Origin of the sequence: Nitratireductor mangrovi (genome assembly GCF_007922615.2) — a bacterium.
Lineage (GTDB): Bacteria > Pseudomonadota > Alphaproteobacteria > Rhizobiales > Rhizobiaceae > Mangrovimarina > Mangrovimarina mangrovi.
Genome location: NZ_CP042301.2, coordinates 2,079,076 through 2,095,585, shown reverse-complemented (window position 1 = coordinate 2,095,585; position 16,510 = coordinate 2,079,076). Strand labels below are relative to the sequence as shown.

The window sequence follows — 16,510 nt, the reverse complement described above, 5'->3', positions numbered from 1 at the left end:
TGAATGCAAACGCAGCACAAACCATCAGAGCGTTGATCGGCTTCGTCAGTCCCATCATATAGCCTCCTCTGCAGACTATGCCAAAAGTGTAGGAGAGTTTGGGCCACTGACAAGAGGATTTTGTGCTGCGCTGCGGCGTCGCTGTTGAGAACCGGTGTACCACCAAAGTCTTAGTCATTGAATTTTCTGGGCTTGGCCGGCTGTCAGGAGCGTGTGGAATTTTTTGCTCCGGATGCGGCGTCGAGGCCTGATTTCGGCATTGCAGCATCGTCCTGCCGGCGTCGAAGCAGCCGGCCGTCGATCACCAGCAGGCCACAGGCGATCAGTGCCATGCCGGCGAATTCGAACAGTTCGAGCCGCTCGCCGAGGAAGAGCGCTCCGAGCAGGATCGCGCTCACCGGAACAATCAGCGTGACCAGCGAGGCGTTGGTGGCGCCAGCCGCGGCGACAATGCGGAAATAGAGCACATAGGCGCAGGCGGTGGACAGGAGCGCGAGGCCGAAGACGGCGCTCCACGTGCCGGCGCTGGCGTCGAAAAGGCCGGACGGACCGTAAAGCAGCAGGATCAGCGGCAGCATGATCGCGCTCGACGCGGTCAGTTGTCCGGTCGCGACCACGGTCGGGGCAAGGCCGGTGATGCGGCGCGCGATCACGAAGGCGAAGGCGTAGGAAAGCGCCATGCCGAGCAGCGCCATCTTGGCCCAGACCGGTCCGCCCAGGCCGGCGAAGAGCCCGGGACCGACCATCACTGCGGTTCCCGCGATGCCGAGCCCGACCCCGGCCAGCTTGGCCATGCTGACCTTCTCGTCGGCGGTGAAGAGGCTGGCGACGATGATGGTCCAGAACGGCGTGGTGGCGTTCAGTACGGATGCCGCACCGGCGCCGAGCTCGGTCTGGCCGAGAAACATGAGCGAGAACGGGATGACGTTGTTGACCAGAGCGAGAAGCAGGAAGGCTGGCCAGTGCGCGAAGGCGGGCGCAAACGAGATCCGCCTTGCCGCGAGGTAAAGCTGAAGCGCCAGGGCCGCGATCCCGACGCGGAACAGCACCAGCGTCAGCGGCGCAATCTCCTGCACCGCGATGCGGGCGAAAAAGAACGATCCGCCCCAGATCGCGCCAAGCAGCAGCAATTGTGCCCAGACCGCAAGGGACATCGCTGGCGGCGCGCTTGTTCGGGTTTCGGCCACGTGTTTCCTCGTCGGGTTTTGCCCAGGATTACGGATCGCCAGGCTGGACCGCCACCCGTTTCCTGACCAGCGCCAGATTGCGCGGGGAATTCGTACCACGCGCGTCGTGCGGGGCATTTTGCAACCCGGCAGCGCCGAGGCCGTTCCCTGCATCGAGGCGACAGGCGAGGTAACTTCCACGCAACGCGTCACGGAAATCGAGATTTCATCCGGCGGCGCCATGTTCTAGCGTCGGCAGCAGCAGGAGCGGCCATGCAACGATTCGAAAATGCGCGCGAGGCGGCGCTGAGCCTCAGGCCCGACGATCCGGTCTACTGCTTTCGCCCGGAGGTGCTGAAGGCGGATGCGCGCCGCTTCATGGGACTTTTTCCCGGCAAGACCGCCTACGCGGTGAAGACCAATGGCGAGCCGATGGTGCTGAAGGCCCTCGCGGAGGCCGGTGTCGAGGCCTTCGACGTCGCCTCGCCGGCCGAGTTCGAGGCCGCGCGCGCCGCATCGCCCACCGCCGAAATGCTTTACATGCACCCGGTCAAGGCGCAGTCGGATATCCGACTGGCGCTGGAGACCTACGGCATCCGCGTCATCGCCATCGACCACGAGGATGAGATCAACAAGTTGTCGCGCGTGGTTCAGGCGCTCGACATCGATCCCGGCACCGTCACCGTCTTCGTGCGCATCCAGACCAAGGGAAACGCTGCCTACGAACTGTCGAAGAAGTTCGGGGCCGGGCCGGCGCATGCGGTTGAGCTTCTGCAGCGCCTTCACCGCAACGGCTACAAGGTCGGCATCTGTTTCCATGTCGGCAGCCAGATCGCCGATCCGGACACCTATGAGCGCGCGCTGGCCTCGGCCGACTGGGTGCGCAACCGCGCCGCCGTGCCGCTTGCCGGGCTCGATGTCGGCGGCGGTTTTCCGGCCGAATACGGCCATGATCCGAACCGCAAGGCGCCGCAACTGCCCTCGCTCGAGGAACTGATGGCGCGCCTGCGCGACGACATCACCGAATGGGGTTTCGGCGATGTGCCGCTGGTCGCCGAGCCGGGGCGGGTGATCTGCGCGCACGCCTTTTCGCTTATCGTGCGCGTGCTCCTGCGCAAGGGCCGGCGGCTTTACATCAATGACGGCATCTGGTCGTCGCTGTCGGACAGCTGGACCGGCAAGATCACGCTGCCGGCGCGCTTCATCCCCGATCCGGCAATCCGCAACCGCAATGGCGATGCAAAGAAGATCGTGCCGTTCAAGGTGTGCGGGGCGACCTGCGATTCCGTCGACATCCTGTCACGGCCGTTTTGGCTGCCGGAGACGGTCGACACCGGCGACTGGATCGAGATCGGCCATATCGGGGCCTATTCGCTGTCGCTCAGAACCCGCTTCAACGGTTTTTACCCCGACACCTTCGTCGAGGTGACGACGCCGTTCGAGCAGGGCAGCGCGCCGGAAAGCTTCGCCAGCCTCGAGACGATGGCCTGAGCGACGTTCAAAGCGCGGCCAGCAGCCTTGGCGTCGGCCAGCCGTCGACGGGGAAACCGAGCCGCATCTGCTCCTTGCGGATCGCCTCGCGCGTGTTGACGCCGAGGACGCCGTCAATGCCGCCGACATCATGGCCGAGCGCGACAAGCTTTTCCTGCAGCGCCCGCATCTGTTCCGGCGAAAGGCCGGGTTCGGGATTGCCGAGCCGGTAGGCCGGGTCGCCGGCAAGCCGGCGGGCGAGATGCGCGGCCGTCAGTGTGTAGACGAAGGACTGGTTCCACTCGAGATAGACGTCGTAGTTTTCGTAGACGAGGAAGGCCGGGCCCTTGTGGCCCATCGGCAGCACCAGCCCGGCATCGGGGCCGGCGCCGAGCGCGCCGCCGTCGCGAGTGGTCACGCCCCATGCCGCCCATTGCGACAGCGGCAGGCGGTTGGTCCTGCCGGTCTCGGCCCACGGCAGGTCGTTGGGCACACGCACTTCCTCCATCCAGGGCTCGCCGGCCCGCCAGCCGAGCTTGGAGATCAGGCGGCCAGCGGTCAGGATGACGTCGGGAACGCTGCGGCGCAGATCGACGCGGCCGTCGCCGTCGCCGTCGACGCCTTCGGCGAGGTAATCGCCCGGCAGCATCTGGATCTGACCGATCTCGCCTGCCCAGGCGCCGGTCACGTCGGCGGGCAGCACGCCCTGCTCGATCAGCTTAAGCAGCGCGATCAGGTGCGGGCGGAAAAGCGCCGGTCGGCGACAGTCATGGGCGAGCGTGGCGAGCGCGTTGAGCGTCGAAAAATCGCCCTGGACGGCGCCGAAGTCGGTCTCCAGCGCCCAGAAGGCGGTGATCACCGGTGCCGGCACGCCATATTGCTGCTGGGCCTGCGAAAAGGCGCCGGCATATTTCTTCATGTTCGCCGCACCGTTCCTGAGCCGGTAGGCGTTCACCATGCGGCCGGCGAACTGGTCGAAATCCTGGGTGAAGACGCTCTGGCCGCGGTCGCGGGCAAGGATGCGGGTGTCAAACTGCGCGGCGGCCAGTGCTCCGAGACCTGCGTTGCCGACGCCGTCCGCCCTGGCCTCGGCCGCGACGCCGGCCCGCCATTGCTCGAAATCGCCACCGCACTCCTGGGCCTGGGCCGAGATTGCACCAAGAACGATCGTGAGGGTCGTCAGGCCCGCCCGCAATGCCTTCATGAAACACGCTCCGTTTCGCCTCGATGCCCTGACGGCAGCATGGTCAGGCGACGGAAATTTGACAAGCGGCCTACTTGGTGTTGGCGGCCAGCCATTTGCGCCAGGCAGAGGCCGAGCCGTTGAAGACGTTGATGTCGGCGTCGCCCTTGATGCCGGGCACGATGCCGGTGCCGGTATATTGCCAGAACAGGAACGGGTGGCGGCCGTAGCGGTCGTCGGGGTGGTCGGCCACCGAACGCAGCCAGTAGGGGTAACCCTTGAAGTTCGCCAGACCGTTGTCGTCGAAGAAATCGATCGATGTGTAGATGATCGGCTTCTTGCCGTAGTGGCGCTCGACCGCTTCCAGGAAGATTCGCATCTCGGCGCGCACCGTGGCGGCCGGCGGCCTCAGGGTGCAGGTCGGCGAGAACGGGTTCCATTCCATGTCGAGCACCGGCGGCAATGCCGACGGATCGCGCGGCACGTTGCGGATGAACCAGCGCGCCTGCTCGATTGCCGGCCGGCAGAAATAGTAGAAATGGTAGGCGCTCCGCGGGACGCCCGCCGCCTTGGCGGCTTTCCAGTTGCGGTTAAAATAATCGTCGACGCGGTCGCCGCCCTCGGTCGCCTTGATGAAGGCGAAGGAGATGCCGCTGGCCTTGGCCTTGGGCCAGTCGATCTCGGTCTGGTATTTGGAAACGTCGGTCCCGTGTACGGGGTACGTCCAGGGCGCGCGATCCCTCCAGGCGTGCGGGTCGCGGTCACCGAAGCGCGGGTTGCTGACGGTTACGGTGGCGGACGACGATTGCGGCGCGATGTCACCAAGATCGTAGGAGACGGTGCTGCAGGCGGCCAGAAGTGTCGCCATTGCAAGCCCTGCCAAGCGCCGCATCTGTCGTTCCCCCACGCTTCGAATCGCGCCAAGACGGTCCGGCAACATGGTCAAGCAAAGGTTAACGCAGCGTCGGCGGCCCAATCTGCTTGCGCCCGACGGACAAAAAATTTCCATGTTGCTTTTGCGCCTCCACCACCCGACAGTGCCGCCGATAAAGAAGGATCATGGCGGTGGTGTGGTGGACGCCGTTGCCGGGGAAACGAGGGCAGCAATCCGTGCGCATCGCCTTGAGCATCGTCAAATGGCTTGTCGTGTTGCTGGTTGTCGCCGTCATCGGCGCCGCCGCTTGGCTCTACTTCTCGCCGCCGGCGCTGATCCGCGTCGCCTCGAATTATTCGGCCAAGATCGTGTGCTCGAACGTCTTTCTCGCCGGCCGCGACGCCGACGAGGTGCTGGCCGACGACGTGCAGGCGCCGGGCCACCCGATCCTAGGTTACATCTCGGTCGAGGTCGACGAGGCGCGCAGGACGGTTTCGGCCGGCCTGTTCGGCATCTTCGGCACCGGCCTGGCGATCGCCCGTGACGGGCTCGGCTGTGCGGTGTCGCCGAACGGCAATGCCGACCCTGACATTTCCGCCTCGGAGGGCGCCGGAACGGTGCCGCAGGGGCTGTGGCCGGACGGAGAGCTTGTCGAGGCCTCGCAGGATCCGGAGCTCGCCGCGCTGCTCGACGATGCCGGGATGGTGGGTCCGGGCATGCGCGCCGTGGTGGTGGTCCACAATGGCCGCATCATAGGCGAGCGCTATGGCGACGGGTTCTCCGCCGCGACCCCGCTACTCGGCTGGTCCATGAGCAAGACGGTGACGGCGGCGATCATCGGAACCCTGGTCACCGAGGGCAAGCTGGCGCAAGGGCAGGAGAACCTTCTCGACATCTGGTCCGGGGACGGACGCCGCGAGATCTCGCTCGCCAGCCTTCTGGCAATGGAAAGCGGGCTGGAGTTCAACGAGGATTATGGCGACGTTACCGACGTCACCCGCATGCTTTATCTCGAGCCCGACATGGCGGGCTTCGCCGCGGCCAAGCCGCTGGCGCACGAGCCTGGCTCGACTTTCGCCTATTCGAGCGGTACCACGCTGATCCTTTCGCGCATCTGGCAGAACGCGCTCGGCGAGCCCCAGACTGCGCTCGACTGGCCGCGCGAGGCGCTGTTCGACCGGATCGGCATGGCAAGCGCGGTACTGGAGGCCGATGCGTCCGGCACCTTCGTCGGCTCGTCCTATCTCTACGCGACCGGCCGCGACTGGGCCCGCTTCGGCCAGTTGCTGCTCCAGGACGGCAAGTGGAAGGGCGAGGACGTGCTGCCCTTCGGCTATGTCCGCTGGATGCGCTCGCCGACCGAGGCCTCGAGCGGCGATTATGGCAAGGGTCATCTGTGGCTGCACGGGCCACGCGCAGGGACGCCGGAAGGCACGCCCTCCGATGCCGGTTTCGAACTTCCCGACGACGCGTTCTGGCTGCTCGGCCATGACGGCCAGACAGTCACCGTCGTTCCGTCCAAGCAACTGGTGGTGGTGCGGCTCGGCCTGACGCCGTCGAAGCTCGGCTACAAGCCGCAGGCGCTGGTCGAGGCGCTGGCGAAATTGCTGGATTGAGGCCGCAAGGGTTCAGGCCGGAAGGCGCAGCGTCGCCAGGACCGCATAGCCGCGAAAAGCAGAGTCGAACGAAAGGCTTGCGCCGGTCCGCTGGCATTCCGATTCAAGCACTTCGCGCAGCGTGTCGCGTGGCGTGACGTGGAAGCGGCCGAGCCAAGCCCTGAGGCCAGTGCGAAACCAACCGGGCAGGCCCTGCTGGCCGCCGAAGTCGACGATGTGCAGGGAGCCACCGGACGCCAGGCAGTCGAGCCCGGCGGCGACCGTCCTTTCCCAGCCGGGGATCATGGACAGGGCATAGGAGACAAAGACGCGGTCGAAGGTCTTGCGGCCGAACAGCGCTTCGGCGTCAAAGCCGGTCGCGTCTGCGCGGGCGAGCGTGGTGCGGTCAGCGAGATCGTTGCGCTTCATCGCCTTTTCGGCCGAGGCCAGCATCTCGGCCGAGATATCGAGGCCGAAGAGCCGCGCGTCGCCATGGCGACGGCCGGCGAGCACGAGATTGCGGCCGGTTCCGCAGCCGAGTTCGAGCACCGAGCCGCGTGCCGGCACGTCGAGGTCGCGGATCAGCCGGTCGCGTCCCAAGAGGTAATATTTGCGGGTGAGGTCGTAGAAATGGCGCTGGACCCGGTAGACGCCGTCCATCAGCGCCGCGTGGTCACGGTTGTGGGCGTGCGTGGCCATCAGTCTTTGCGCACGTAGAGGTGGAAGCCGCCATAGATGGCGGAGCGGTCGCGCGCGCCGAGCTCGGCCGATTCCTCTTCCTCGTAGCGCCATCGCGACAGGAGATCGTCCGACACGCGGCCGGGCAGGATGGTCGGCAGCGCGGCGGTGCGGAAGATGACGCGCGCGCCGGGTGCTGCGGTCCGCATGATCTCCGCCCACAACTCGTTGAGCTGGCGGTCGTTCATCCAGTCCTGCGCATCGAGCAGCACATAGCGGTCGACCGAGTTGGCGGGCTTGCGGTGCAGGAACTCGGCGTAGTTGGCGCGGTGGATCGAAACGCGGCCGGCATTGGTCCGGATCGTGGCGAAGTTTCGCCGTTCGAGATAGGCGGGCAGGGCGGCTTCGCCCGCCTTGGGATAGCGGCGGGCGAAGGCCTGCCAGGCGAAGTAGTTGTCGGCGAGCGGGAAATGGCAGGCGAGCTTTTCGAGCCGCGCTTCCAGCACCCTGGCCATCGTGCCTTCGCCGGAGGTGATGAGGCTGTCATATTGCGCCGGCGGAATGCCGAGACCGAACAGCGACGCCTTCTTCGACGTCGCCCAGCGCACCAGAGGCTTTTCGAACAGGGGCTTCAGCCTCTCCTCGAAGAACAGCCGCTGCTGGCGCGGCGTCTGCGCGGTCATGATCTCGCGCGGGTCGACGCCGTGCATGCGGGCAACGAAATGGCCGGCGGAAATGCACAGGCCAAGCAGCCCGGTGCGGTAGAAATCGCGGTTGAAGACGCCGATGCGGCGGCGGCCGGTCCAGTCGCGGCCTTCCCAGTAGCGGCGCGAGGCCTGGTCGAGGCGCGGCGCGATGAAGCGGTCATAGGCGTCGCCGTTGTGGCCGTTGCCGGCCTCGCCGAAGAAGCGCAGGAAATCGCCATGCGAGGGCAGGCTGGCGGCTGCGGTCAGCTTCAGCCGGTTGAGCGCGACATGCGCCCGGTTGAGGTCGACGGCGTCGATCTTGGCGGGCGATCTGGCGAGATAGGAAAGCACGTTGCAGCCGCCGGACGCGATGGTGACCACGCGGTGCCCTTCGCCGAGCCGCATCGCGGCGATGTCGACCTCGGGGTCTTCCCAGATTTGCGGATAGACGAGACCGGAAAAAAGCATCGCGAACAGCCGCTCCGACAGGCCGGCTCTGGACATGGCCGGATGCTGGTAGACGGCTTCGCCGATGGGGCGGCTGGCGGATAGGCCGATCTCGGCCGACAGGTTTGTCATGGTTCGCGAATCCCGGAGCGAGGGCGTTTGCAAGCGGGTATGCGAGCGCGATGACAGGCGCGTGACAGTTTGCCGGCGCAGGCCGATGGGCCGCGGCCGGCTTGCATGTTGCGCTGCAATAAGCTGATATCGCCGAATGTCCGGCCCGACCGTCCCGCCCCTGCTCAGGCGCAAGCTCAAGGCGCATCTGGACTTCATCTATCCGGGGCGCGATACGGACGGCATCGCGGCGCGGATCATCGCGGCGTTCTGGCCCGATCGGCCCGAGATACGCATCCGCCCCAAGGCGCGCCGCACCAATGCGCCGCCCTGGAGCGAAAAGGACGCGGTGCTGATCACCTACGGCAATTCGCTGATCGACGGCGAGCACCCGCCGCTCACCCTGTTGCATCATTTCATGAACACGCATCTGAAAGGCGCGATCAACGGCGTTCACGTGCTGCCGTTCTTCCCGTGGACTTCGGATGACGGTTTCGCGGTCGTCGACTACAAGCGGGTCAACAGCGATCTCGGCTCATGGGACCATCTGGCCCGGCTCGGCGCCGACTACCGGCTGATGGCCGATCTGGTGCTCAATCACGTGTCGAGTTCCAGCGCCTGGTTCACGCAATTCCTCCAGGATCAGGCGCCGGGCCGGGACTATTTCGTCACGGCCGATCCCGCCGCCGATCTGAGCGCGGTGGTGCGGCCGCGCCCGCAGCCGCTGCTGCGCGCGGTGGAGACGCCTGCTGGCGAAAAGCATGTCTGGTGCACCTTCAGCCACGACCAGGTTGACGTCGATTTTGGCAATCCGGAGCTTCTGGTCGAATTCATCGACATCATGCGCTTTCACATCGATCGCGGGGTGCGCACGATACGGCTCGACGCCGTCGCCTTCATCTGGAAGGAGGTCGGCACGCCGTGCATCCATCATCCACGCACGCACGAGATCGTGCGGCTGATGCGGACACTTGCCGACTATGCCGACGAGGCGGTGGTGCTGATCACTGAGACCAACGTTCCCAATTTCGAGAACATCGCCTATTTCGGCAACCGCAACGAGGCGCATGCGGTCTACAATTTCTCGTTTCCGCCGCTGATGGTGCATGCGCTGCTCTATGGCACCTCCGAACTTCTCAACCACTGGCAAATGCGCATGCCGCCGGCGCCGCTCGGCTGTTTCTACTTCAATTTCCTCGCCTCCCATGACGGCATCGGGCTGCGGCCGGCGGAAGGCTATCTCGACGACGAGGCGATCGCCGGCATGATCGAGACCATTCAGGGCTTCGGTGGCCTGGTCTCGATGCGCTCGGCGCCCGGCGGGGGCGAGCGGCCTTACGAGATCAATGTTTCGCTATACGAGGCATTGAAGGGGACGGCCAGCGATGGCGAGGATGGGCTGCAACTGGCGCGCTTCATCTGTTCGCAGACCGTGATGATGGCGCTGGAAGGTGTTCCGGCCTTCTATGTTCACAGCCTGCTTGCCACCTCCAACGACCATGAGCGTGTTGCGCGTACGGGCCACAACCGCTCCATCAACCGCCATCAATGGGACTATCCGCGCCTGGAGGAACGGCTTGCCGACCCGGCGGACCCGCATGCCGGGGTGCTGGCGGAAATGCTCCGGCGCATCCGCATCCGAACGGCGCAGCCGGCCTTCCACCCCAACGCGACCCAATACACCCTGCAACTGGGCACTGCGCTGTTCGGCGTCTGGCGTCAGAGCCTCGACCGCGAGCAGTCGATCTTTGCCGTCCACAACGTGACCGCGCGGCCGCAGCCGCTGACTTTCGTCAGCCTGAACATGATCGCCGGCGAAAACTGGGTCGACCTGTTGAGCGGGGAGGTGCTTCATCCCGCTGCGGGCGAGATCGTGCTTGAACCCTATCAGTGCGTATGGATCAGCAACCGGGCGCGTGCACCGAGAAGCACTCGTCAGCCCTGAAGCCCGCCATCGGCGCCGTCCCTGGCGACCGCGTCGGCCAGTTCGGACAACAGGCCGGGGAAGGCGGCGTTGACACGACGCCAGTTGGGAATGAACGGCGTTTCGCTCGGGTTCTCCAGGAAGACCTCGCCGGCGGCGGTTATGTTGGCGGCGAAGAGTTCGACTGCCTGCTCCTCCTTGTGCCGGTCGAGCGTCAGCCCGTTCATCAGCGCGTCCGCGTGGTAGCTTTCGATCAGGTCGAGGGCTGCGCGGAAATAGGTCGCCTTGACGCTGCGCAACGTCCCGGCGGAAAAGATGACGCCCTCGGTCGCCAGCTTGCGGAAGATCGCCTTGGTGATGTCGATCGACATGCGCGACAGCCCCTTTGTCCGGTCCTCCTGCGACAGGTCCTGGTGCTTGTGGTCGTAGATGTCGGCGATGTCGACCTGGCAGATGGCGCGGGCGCTGGTGTTGCGGCGCATCTCCGACAATACACCGATCTCCAGGCCCCAGTCGGTCGGGATGCGCATGTCGGGGACCACGCTGACGCGCATGGCGAACTCGCCCGAGAGCGGATAGCGGAAGGCGGAGAGGTAGTCGATGTAGTTGTGCGGCCCGACGGTCAGGTTGAGCGCATGCAGGAGCGGCGTCACCAGCAGCCGGCAGACCCGGCCGTTGATGGTGTTGTTGGCGATGCGGGCGTAGTAGCCCTTGGAAAACACGTAGCGGAAGGCCGGATTGGCAACCGGGTAGACGAGGCGCGCCAGCAGGTCGCGGGAATAGGTGACGATGTCGCAGTCGTGGATGGCGATGACGTCGGCGTTCTGGGCGGCGAGCGCATAGCCGAGGCAGTACCAGACGTTGCGGCCCTTGCCGGGCTCGGTCGGGGCGAGGCCCGCTTCGGCGAGCTTCGCGTCGATCGCGCGCAGCCGCGGGCCATCGTTCCACAAGATGACATGGTCCTGCGGCAGCTTCGAAAAGAAGCTGCGGGCATGGGCGAACTGGTCGCGGTCGGCGCGGTCGAGGCCGATCACGATCCGGTTCAGATAGGGAACCTGCGCCAGTTCGTCCACGATCGCGGGCAGGGCGTCGCCCTCGAGCTCGGAAAACAGCGACGGCAGGATCAGCGTCACCGGGCGGCTGCTCGCATAGGCGACGAGTTCCTGTTCGAGCTCTTCTGCCGAGCGCCGGGTCAGGTTGTGGAGCGTCGTGATCGCGCCCGTCTGGGAAAAGTCGCCCACTAGGAAACTCCTTCGGCATCCGGCCCGGAGAGCCGTCTGAGGATTTCGATGATCGCCGCGTTCCAGCCCATCGGGCCGGGCAGTTCGGTGCGGATGATGCGGCCGTCGGCCTCGCCGTCGAGTTCGGCAAGCGGCTCGTGCGCGGGGTTGGCAACGACGACGCCCAGGTCGGCTGCCTCCAGCATGTCGCGGTCGTTCTCGGCATCGCCCAGCGCGACCAGCGGGTGGTAGCGGCGGCCGTCGCGCCGTTCCAGCATGGCGCGAACCTCGTTCATGCGCTTCGCCTTGGAAACGCCGCGCGAAATGGTCAGGAAACGCCCGCCGCGCACCGCCGACAGGCCATGACCGGCTAGATGGCGACGAAAGGCGGTCAGTTCCGCGTCGGTGCCGCTGAACAGCCCTGGTTCGGAATAGGCGCGGTCGGCAGCGCGCGCGGCGTCGGCGCGCCCGAGCCCGGTCAGTGCCGCGATGCGTCTTGCATCCATGTCGCCGAAGCCGGCGAAGCAGCCCTTGAGCTTGCCGGGAAGAGCGTCGAGGCAGGCGCGAATGTCGCCGTAGCACGGCTCCGCGTCGGCCGCGCCAGCTTTCGGCCAGGCGATGCCGCCGCCATTTTCGACGATCGCCGGCGTGTCGAGGCCGAGCCTTGCAAGGATCGGCCCTACCTCGGCAGCGGTCTTGCTGGTGGCGACCACGACCGGGACCGCCCGCGCCGCAAGGGCTGCAAGCGCGGGCAGGGCGGCATGGTGGTCGTAGCTTTCGTGGTCGAGCAGCGTACCGTCCAGGTCCGAGAAAACGATCATGCTCCCGGTCTAGCGGCAGCAGCGACGCGGTGCAAACTGTCGGTGGCCGTCAGGAATCGACTGCCTTGCGTTGCACGGGCGGTTGACATGAGGAGCGCTCGGCAACCAATTCCCTGACGCCCTCGTTGTTACCGTCAGGAGCACCGGCAGCATGTCCAGACGCGATTTCGATCCCGCCACGGTGACACCGGATGGCCGGCCGCCGGCCAAGGCGAAACTCTTCGACGGCAGTGTTCCGGGCCCGTACCGAGGCTCAGTCAATGGCGAAGTGCTGGGGACCGGCATCACGGTGCTCACCTATGGCAATGACGAGCCGGGCATCGGCCCGGTGCTGCATGTGCATCCCTATGACGAGGTCTTCGTCATCCAGCAGGGACGCGCCCGTTTCTTCGTCGGCGACGAAGTGATCGACGCCGAGGCGGGCGAAACCGTGCTCGGCCCCGCCGGCGTGCCGCACCGCTTCGTCAATCTCGGCCCGGGACGGCTGCAGACCGTCGACATCCACCTGTCGCCGCGCTGGATCCAGACCAATCTGGAGTAGGCGCGGCACTTACGCGGAGCCATATCCTCCCGCAGTCGGCGTGGTCACGATCACCTGTTCGCCCGCCTTGACGACGGTCTGGTCGCAGGCCTTCAGCTGCTCCAGGCTGCCGTCGAGCCGGCGCACCTCGGTGCGGCCGACCTGACCATCGCCGCCGCCGGCGAGGCCACGCGGCGGGTTGGCGCGGTGCGACGAGAGAATCGCACACTCCATCTCCTGAAGGAAACGGATGGTGCGGCGTGTGCCGTCGCCGGCATTCCACTTGCCCTTGCCGCCCGAACCGGCGCGGACATGGAAATCCTCGAGCAGCACCGGGAAGCGCAGTTCCAGCACCTCCGGGTCGGTCAACCGCGAATTGGTCATGTGGGTGTGGACCCCTGACGTGCCGGTGAAACCGCGCCCGTCATTCATCCGGCCGGCCGGCGAGCCCGAGCAGATGGTCTCGTAATACTGGTATTCGTCGTTGCCGAAGGTGAGATTGTTCATCGTCCCCTGGGCGTTGGCGAGCGCGCCCATGGCGCCGAACATGGCGTTGGTGACGTGCTGCGAGGTCTCGACATTGCCGGCGACGACCGCGGCCGGATAGGCGGGGCGCAGCATGCAGCCTTCGGGAATGATGATGTTGACCGGCCGCAGGCAGCCGGCGTTCATCGGGATCTGGTCCTCGACCATGACGCGGAAGGCGTAAAGTACCGCCGCGCGCGCGACCGGCTCCGGCGCGTTGAAATTGTTCTTCATCACCGGCGAGGTGCCGGTGAAGTCGACGGTCGCCTCGCGCTTGTCGCGGTCGATCGTGATCTTGACCCTGACCGCCTGTCCGGTGTCGGTCGGGTATTCGTACTCGGAGACGTCGGGCAGGCGGTCGAGCACGCGGCGCACACTCTCTGCGGCGTTATCCTGCACATGGCCCATATAGGCCTCGACGACGTCGAGCCCGAAATGGGCAACCATCTTCCTGAGTTCGGCGACACCCTTCTCGTTGGCGGCGATCTGCGCCTTGAGATCGGCGATGTTCTGGTGCGGGTTGCGGGCCGGCCAGGGGTGATCCGTCAGGAGGTTGTGCAGTTCCCTCTCGCGGAAGCGGCCGCGCTCGACGAGGCGGAAATTGTCGAACAGCACGCCTTCCTCGTCGACCGTGGTGGCGAGCGGCGTCATCGAGCCCGGAGCGGTGCCGCCGACATCGGCGTGATGGCCGCGCGAGGCTGCCCAGAACAGGATCTCCTTGCCCTGATCGTCGAACACCGGCGTGACCACGGTGATGTCGGGCAGGTGGGTGCCGCCATTATAGGGGGCATTGAGGGCGAAGACGTCGCCGGGCGCGATCTTGCCTTCGTTGAGCCGGATGATGGTCTCGACCGAGCGGTCCATCGAGCCCAGATGCACCGGCATGTGCGGCGCGTTGGCGACCAGCGCGCCGTCGCGGTCGAAGACGGCGCAGGAAAAGTCGAGCCGTTCCTTGATGTTGACCGAGTAGGCGGTGTTCTGCAGCGTCACGCCCATCTGCTCGGCAATCGACATGAAGAGGTTGTTGAAGACCTCCAGCATCACCGGATCGGCCTCGGTCCCGATCGCCGCCTGGCGCGCCTTGCGCTCGGCGCGCGTCAGAAGCACGTGGTTGCGGGCGGTGATCTCGGCCTGCCAGCCCGGCTCGACAACGATGGTCTGGTGGTCCTCGATGATGAGCGCCGGCCCGGCGACGCGATGTCCCGGGGCGAGTTCCGCGCGGCGGCAAACGCCGGCTTCGCGCCATTCGCCCTCGCAGAAGATGCGGGTCGTGGCGCCGGCCGTGGCGTCGCGCCTTTCGAGCGCCGCCTCGGCCTCGTCGGCGCCGACGTCGCGCATGTCGATCCCTTCGACGCTGATCGCTTCGATGATCATCGGCTTGTCGTCGTAAACGAAACCGAACTGCGCCTTGTGGGCGGCCTCGAATTGCGCCACCGCATCCGAGATTGAACGGCCTTCGAAATCGACCGGCAGTGGCGTGTCGGTGCCGTCGTAGCGGACCTGCAGCATGGGCCGCCAGGCGATCTCGTCCTCGGTGATGCCCTGGTCGGTAAGTTCGGAGAAAACCGCCTCCCTCAGCGCGCGAACGGTCAGCCCGATCTCTTCCATCGAGCTCTCGGCGAGCGGTTTCAGAAGCGCCTGCTGGCGCGAGGCGAAGACGGCGGCAAGTCCGATGCCATAGGCCGAGAGCAGGCCGGAGAACGGGTGGATGAGCACCGATTCCATGCCGAGCGCGTCGGCCACCAGACAGGCATGCTGGCCGCCGGCGCCGCCGAAGGAATTGAGCAGGTAGCCGGTGACGTCATGGCCGCGCTGCACCGAGATCTTCTTGATGGCATTGGCCATGTTTTCCACGGCGATGGTGACGAAGCCTTCCGCCACTGCCTCCGGAGTGCGACCATCACCGATCGCCGCCGCCATCTCCTCGAACCTGGCCCGCACCACTTCGCGGTCGAGTTGCTGGTCCTGGCCCGCGCCGAAGATGGCGGGGAAGAAGTCCGGCTGCAGCTTGCCGAGCATGACGTTGGCGTCGGTGACGGCGAGCGGGCCGCCGCGCCGGTAGCAGGCCGGGCCGGGATTGGCGCCGGCCGAGTCGGGGCCGACGCGGAAGCGCCCGGCGTCGAAATGCAGCACCGAGCCTCCGCCGGCGGCAACGGTATGGATGCGCATCATCGGGGCGCGGATGCGAACACCGGCGACCTCGGAATCGAAAGCGCGCTCGTACTCGCCGTCATAATGGGTGACGTCGGTCGAGGTGCCGCCCATGTCGAAGCCGATCGCCTTTTCGAAGCCGGCGATGCGTGCCGTCTCGACCATGCCGACGACGCCGCCGGCCGGTCCCGACAGGATCGCGTCCTTGCCCTGGAATTTGTCGGCAGCGGTCAGGCCGCCCGATGACATCATGAACATCAGCCGCGGCGACTTGGCGGCTGCCTCGCCCTCGGTCTCGATGTTCAACTCGCGAGCCACCTGTTGCACATAGCGGGACAGGATCGGCGACAGATAGGCATCGACCACGGTGGTGTCGCCACGGCCGACCAGCTTGATCAGCGGTGAGATCTGGTGGCTGACCGAGATCTGCGAGAAGCCAAGCCGGTGGCAAAGGCTGGCCGCCATCACTTCGTGGCCGGGCGCGTTCCAGGCATGCATGAAGACGATGGCGACGGCATCGATGCCGTCACGCTTCGCCTGCGCGATCTCTCCCTCGACGGCTTCGAAGTCGGGCATGGTTTCGACCTGGCCGTCGGCGCGCACGCGCTCCTTGATCTCGACCACCCGCTCGTAAAGCTGTTCGGGCAGCAGGATCTCCTTTGCGAAGATGTCGGGTCGGGCCTGGTAGGCGATCTTGAGCGCGTCGCGAAAGCCCTTGGTGATCAAGAGAAGGACACGGTCACCCTTGCGTTCGAGAAGGGCGTTGGTCGCCACCGTCGTGCCCATCTTGACCTCACCGATCCGCCCGGAGGGCACGGCGTCGCCGGGCGTCAGGCCGAGCAGATCGCGAATGCCCTGGACCGCAGCGTCGCGATAGGCTTCCGGGTTTTCCGAGAGCAGCTTGCGGGCGTGGAGTTCACCCGCGGGATCGCGGCCGATAATATCGGTAAACGTGCCGCCGCGGTCGATCCAGAAATCCCATTTGCCTGCGGTCATCGGTGGTTCCCTCGTGTTCGGTGGCCCGGATCAAAACCACGACTTCGATAAAACGTCAATAATTTGTTGACATAATTTGTTTGAGCGCGCAGTCTGGACCTGCTGCGACGGGAAAGGGAACATCCGTCGCCGGTTCGCAAGAT

At 65.9% G+C, this 16,510-nt stretch carries 12 protein-coding genes; 4 read left to right on the top strand and 8 right to left on the bottom strand.

Annotated elements, in window-relative coordinates:
- Window positions 1–203: 203 nt before the first annotated feature.
- Entirely contained in the window at window positions 204–1,187 is a 984-nt protein-coding gene (locus FQ775_RS10315) for a DMT family transporter (protein ID WP_167812888.1), read from the bottom strand.
- 252 nt (window positions 1,188–1,439) lie between these two features.
- On the opposite strand from FQ775_RS10315, the gene FQ775_RS10310 reads away from it, so the two are divergent.
- Entirely contained in the window at window positions 1,440–2,657 is a 1,218-nt protein-coding gene (locus FQ775_RS10310) for an alanine racemase (protein WP_146297984.1), read from the top strand.
- A 7-nt stretch (window positions 2,658–2,664) separates the two neighbouring features.
- On the opposite strand, the gene FQ775_RS10305 is transcribed toward FQ775_RS10310, so the two are convergent.
- Window positions 2,665–3,840, bottom strand: a complete 1,176-nt coding sequence (locus FQ775_RS10305) for a lytic murein transglycosylase (RefSeq protein ID WP_146297983.1) — start codon at window positions 3,838–3,840, stop codon at window positions 2,665–2,667.
- A 70-nt stretch (window positions 3,841–3,910) separates the two neighbouring features.
- A complete protein-coding gene (locus FQ775_RS10300; RefSeq protein WP_146297982.1) occupies window positions 3,911–4,711 on the bottom strand; it encodes a glycoside hydrolase family 25 protein in 801 nt (266 codons plus the stop codon).
- Between the two features lie 218 nt (window positions 4,712–4,929).
- Between FQ775_RS10300 and FQ775_RS10295 the strand changes: the two genes are divergently transcribed.
- Complete coding sequence (locus FQ775_RS10295) at window positions 4,930–6,309, top strand: serine hydrolase domain-containing protein (protein WP_146297981.1); 1,380 nt, start codon at window positions 4,930–4,932, stop codon at window positions 6,307–6,309.
- Between the two features lie 12 nt (window positions 6,310–6,321).
- Here the strand turns inward: FQ775_RS10295 and FQ775_RS10290 are convergent, their stop codons facing one another.
- Entirely contained in the window at window positions 6,322–6,987 is a 666-nt protein-coding gene (locus FQ775_RS10290; RefSeq protein WP_146297980.1) for a class I SAM-dependent methyltransferase, read from the bottom strand.
- Complete coding sequence (locus tag FQ775_RS10285; RefSeq protein ID WP_146297979.1) at window positions 6,987–8,231, bottom strand: BtaA family protein; 1,245 nt, start codon at window positions 8,229–8,231, stop codon at window positions 6,987–6,989. Before FQ775_RS10285 ends, FQ775_RS10290 begins: the two co-directional genes overlap by 1 nt.
- A 136-nt stretch (window positions 8,232–8,367) precedes the next feature.
- Between FQ775_RS10285 and FQ775_RS10280 the strand changes: the two genes are divergently transcribed.
- Entirely contained in the window at window positions 8,368–10,155 is a 1,788-nt protein-coding gene (locus FQ775_RS10280) for a sugar phosphorylase (RefSeq protein ID WP_146297978.1), read from the top strand.
- Here FQ775_RS10280 and FQ775_RS10275 read toward each other — a convergent pair.
- A complete protein-coding gene (locus tag FQ775_RS10275) occupies window positions 10,146–11,375 on the bottom strand; it encodes a glycosyltransferase family protein (RefSeq protein WP_146297977.1) in 1,230 nt (409 codons plus the stop codon). The genes FQ775_RS10280 and FQ775_RS10275 overlap by 10 nt on opposite strands.
- A complete protein-coding gene (locus tag FQ775_RS10270) occupies window positions 11,375–12,175 on the bottom strand; it encodes an HAD-IIB family hydrolase (RefSeq protein WP_146297976.1) in 801 nt (266 codons plus the stop codon). Before FQ775_RS10270 ends, FQ775_RS10275 begins: the two co-directional genes overlap by 1 nt.
- A gap of 151 nt (window positions 12,176–12,326) precedes the next feature.
- On the opposite strand from FQ775_RS10270, the gene FQ775_RS10265 reads away from it, so the two are divergent.
- Entirely contained in the window at window positions 12,327–12,716 is a 390-nt protein-coding gene (locus FQ775_RS10265) for a cupin domain-containing protein (RefSeq protein ID WP_146297975.1), read from the top strand.
- A 9-nt stretch (window positions 12,717–12,725) separates the two neighbouring features.
- Here FQ775_RS10265 and FQ775_RS10260 read toward each other — a convergent pair whose 3' ends face one another.
- Entirely contained in the window at window positions 12,726–16,367 is a 3,642-nt protein-coding gene (locus tag FQ775_RS10260; RefSeq protein ID WP_146297974.1) for a hydantoinase B/oxoprolinase family protein, read from the bottom strand.
- Window positions 16,368–16,510 lie beyond the last annotated feature (143 nt).

Excerpts from the sequence above, each read along its gene's own strand:
- FQ775_RS10270 (WP_146297976.1), bottom strand. The coding sequence starts at position 12,175 with ATGATCGTTTTCTCGGACCTGGACGGTACGCTGCTCGACCACGAAAGC.
- FQ775_RS10300 (WP_146297982.1), bottom strand. The coding sequence starts at position 4,711 with ATGCGGCGCTTGGCAGGGCTTGCAATGGCGACACTTCTGGCCGCCTGC.
- FQ775_RS10305 (WP_146297983.1), bottom strand. The coding sequence starts at position 3,840 with ATGAAGGCATTGCGGGCGGGCCTGACGACCCTCACGATCGTTCTTGGT.
- FQ775_RS10265 (WP_146297975.1), top strand. The coding sequence starts at position 12,327 with ATGTCCAGACGCGATTTCGATCCCGCCACGGTGACACCGGATGGCCGG.
- FQ775_RS10260 (WP_146297974.1), bottom strand. The coding sequence starts at position 16,367 with ATGACCGCAGGCAAATGGGATTTCTGGATCGACCGCGGCGGCACGTTT.
- FQ775_RS10280 (WP_146297978.1), top strand. The coding sequence starts at position 8,368 with ATGTCCGGCCCGACCGTCCCGCCCCTGCTCAGGCGCAAGCTCAAGGCG.
- FQ775_RS10285 (WP_146297979.1), bottom strand. The coding sequence starts at position 8,231 with ATGACAAACCTGTCGGCCGAGATCGGCCTATCCGCCAGCCGCCCCATC.
- FQ775_RS10290 (WP_146297980.1), bottom strand. The coding sequence starts at position 6,987 with ATGGCCACGCACGCCCACAACCGTGACCACGCGGCGCTGATGGACGGC.
- FQ775_RS10310 (WP_146297984.1), top strand. The coding sequence starts at position 1,440 with ATGCAACGATTCGAAAATGCGCGCGAGGCGGCGCTGAGCCTCAGGCCC.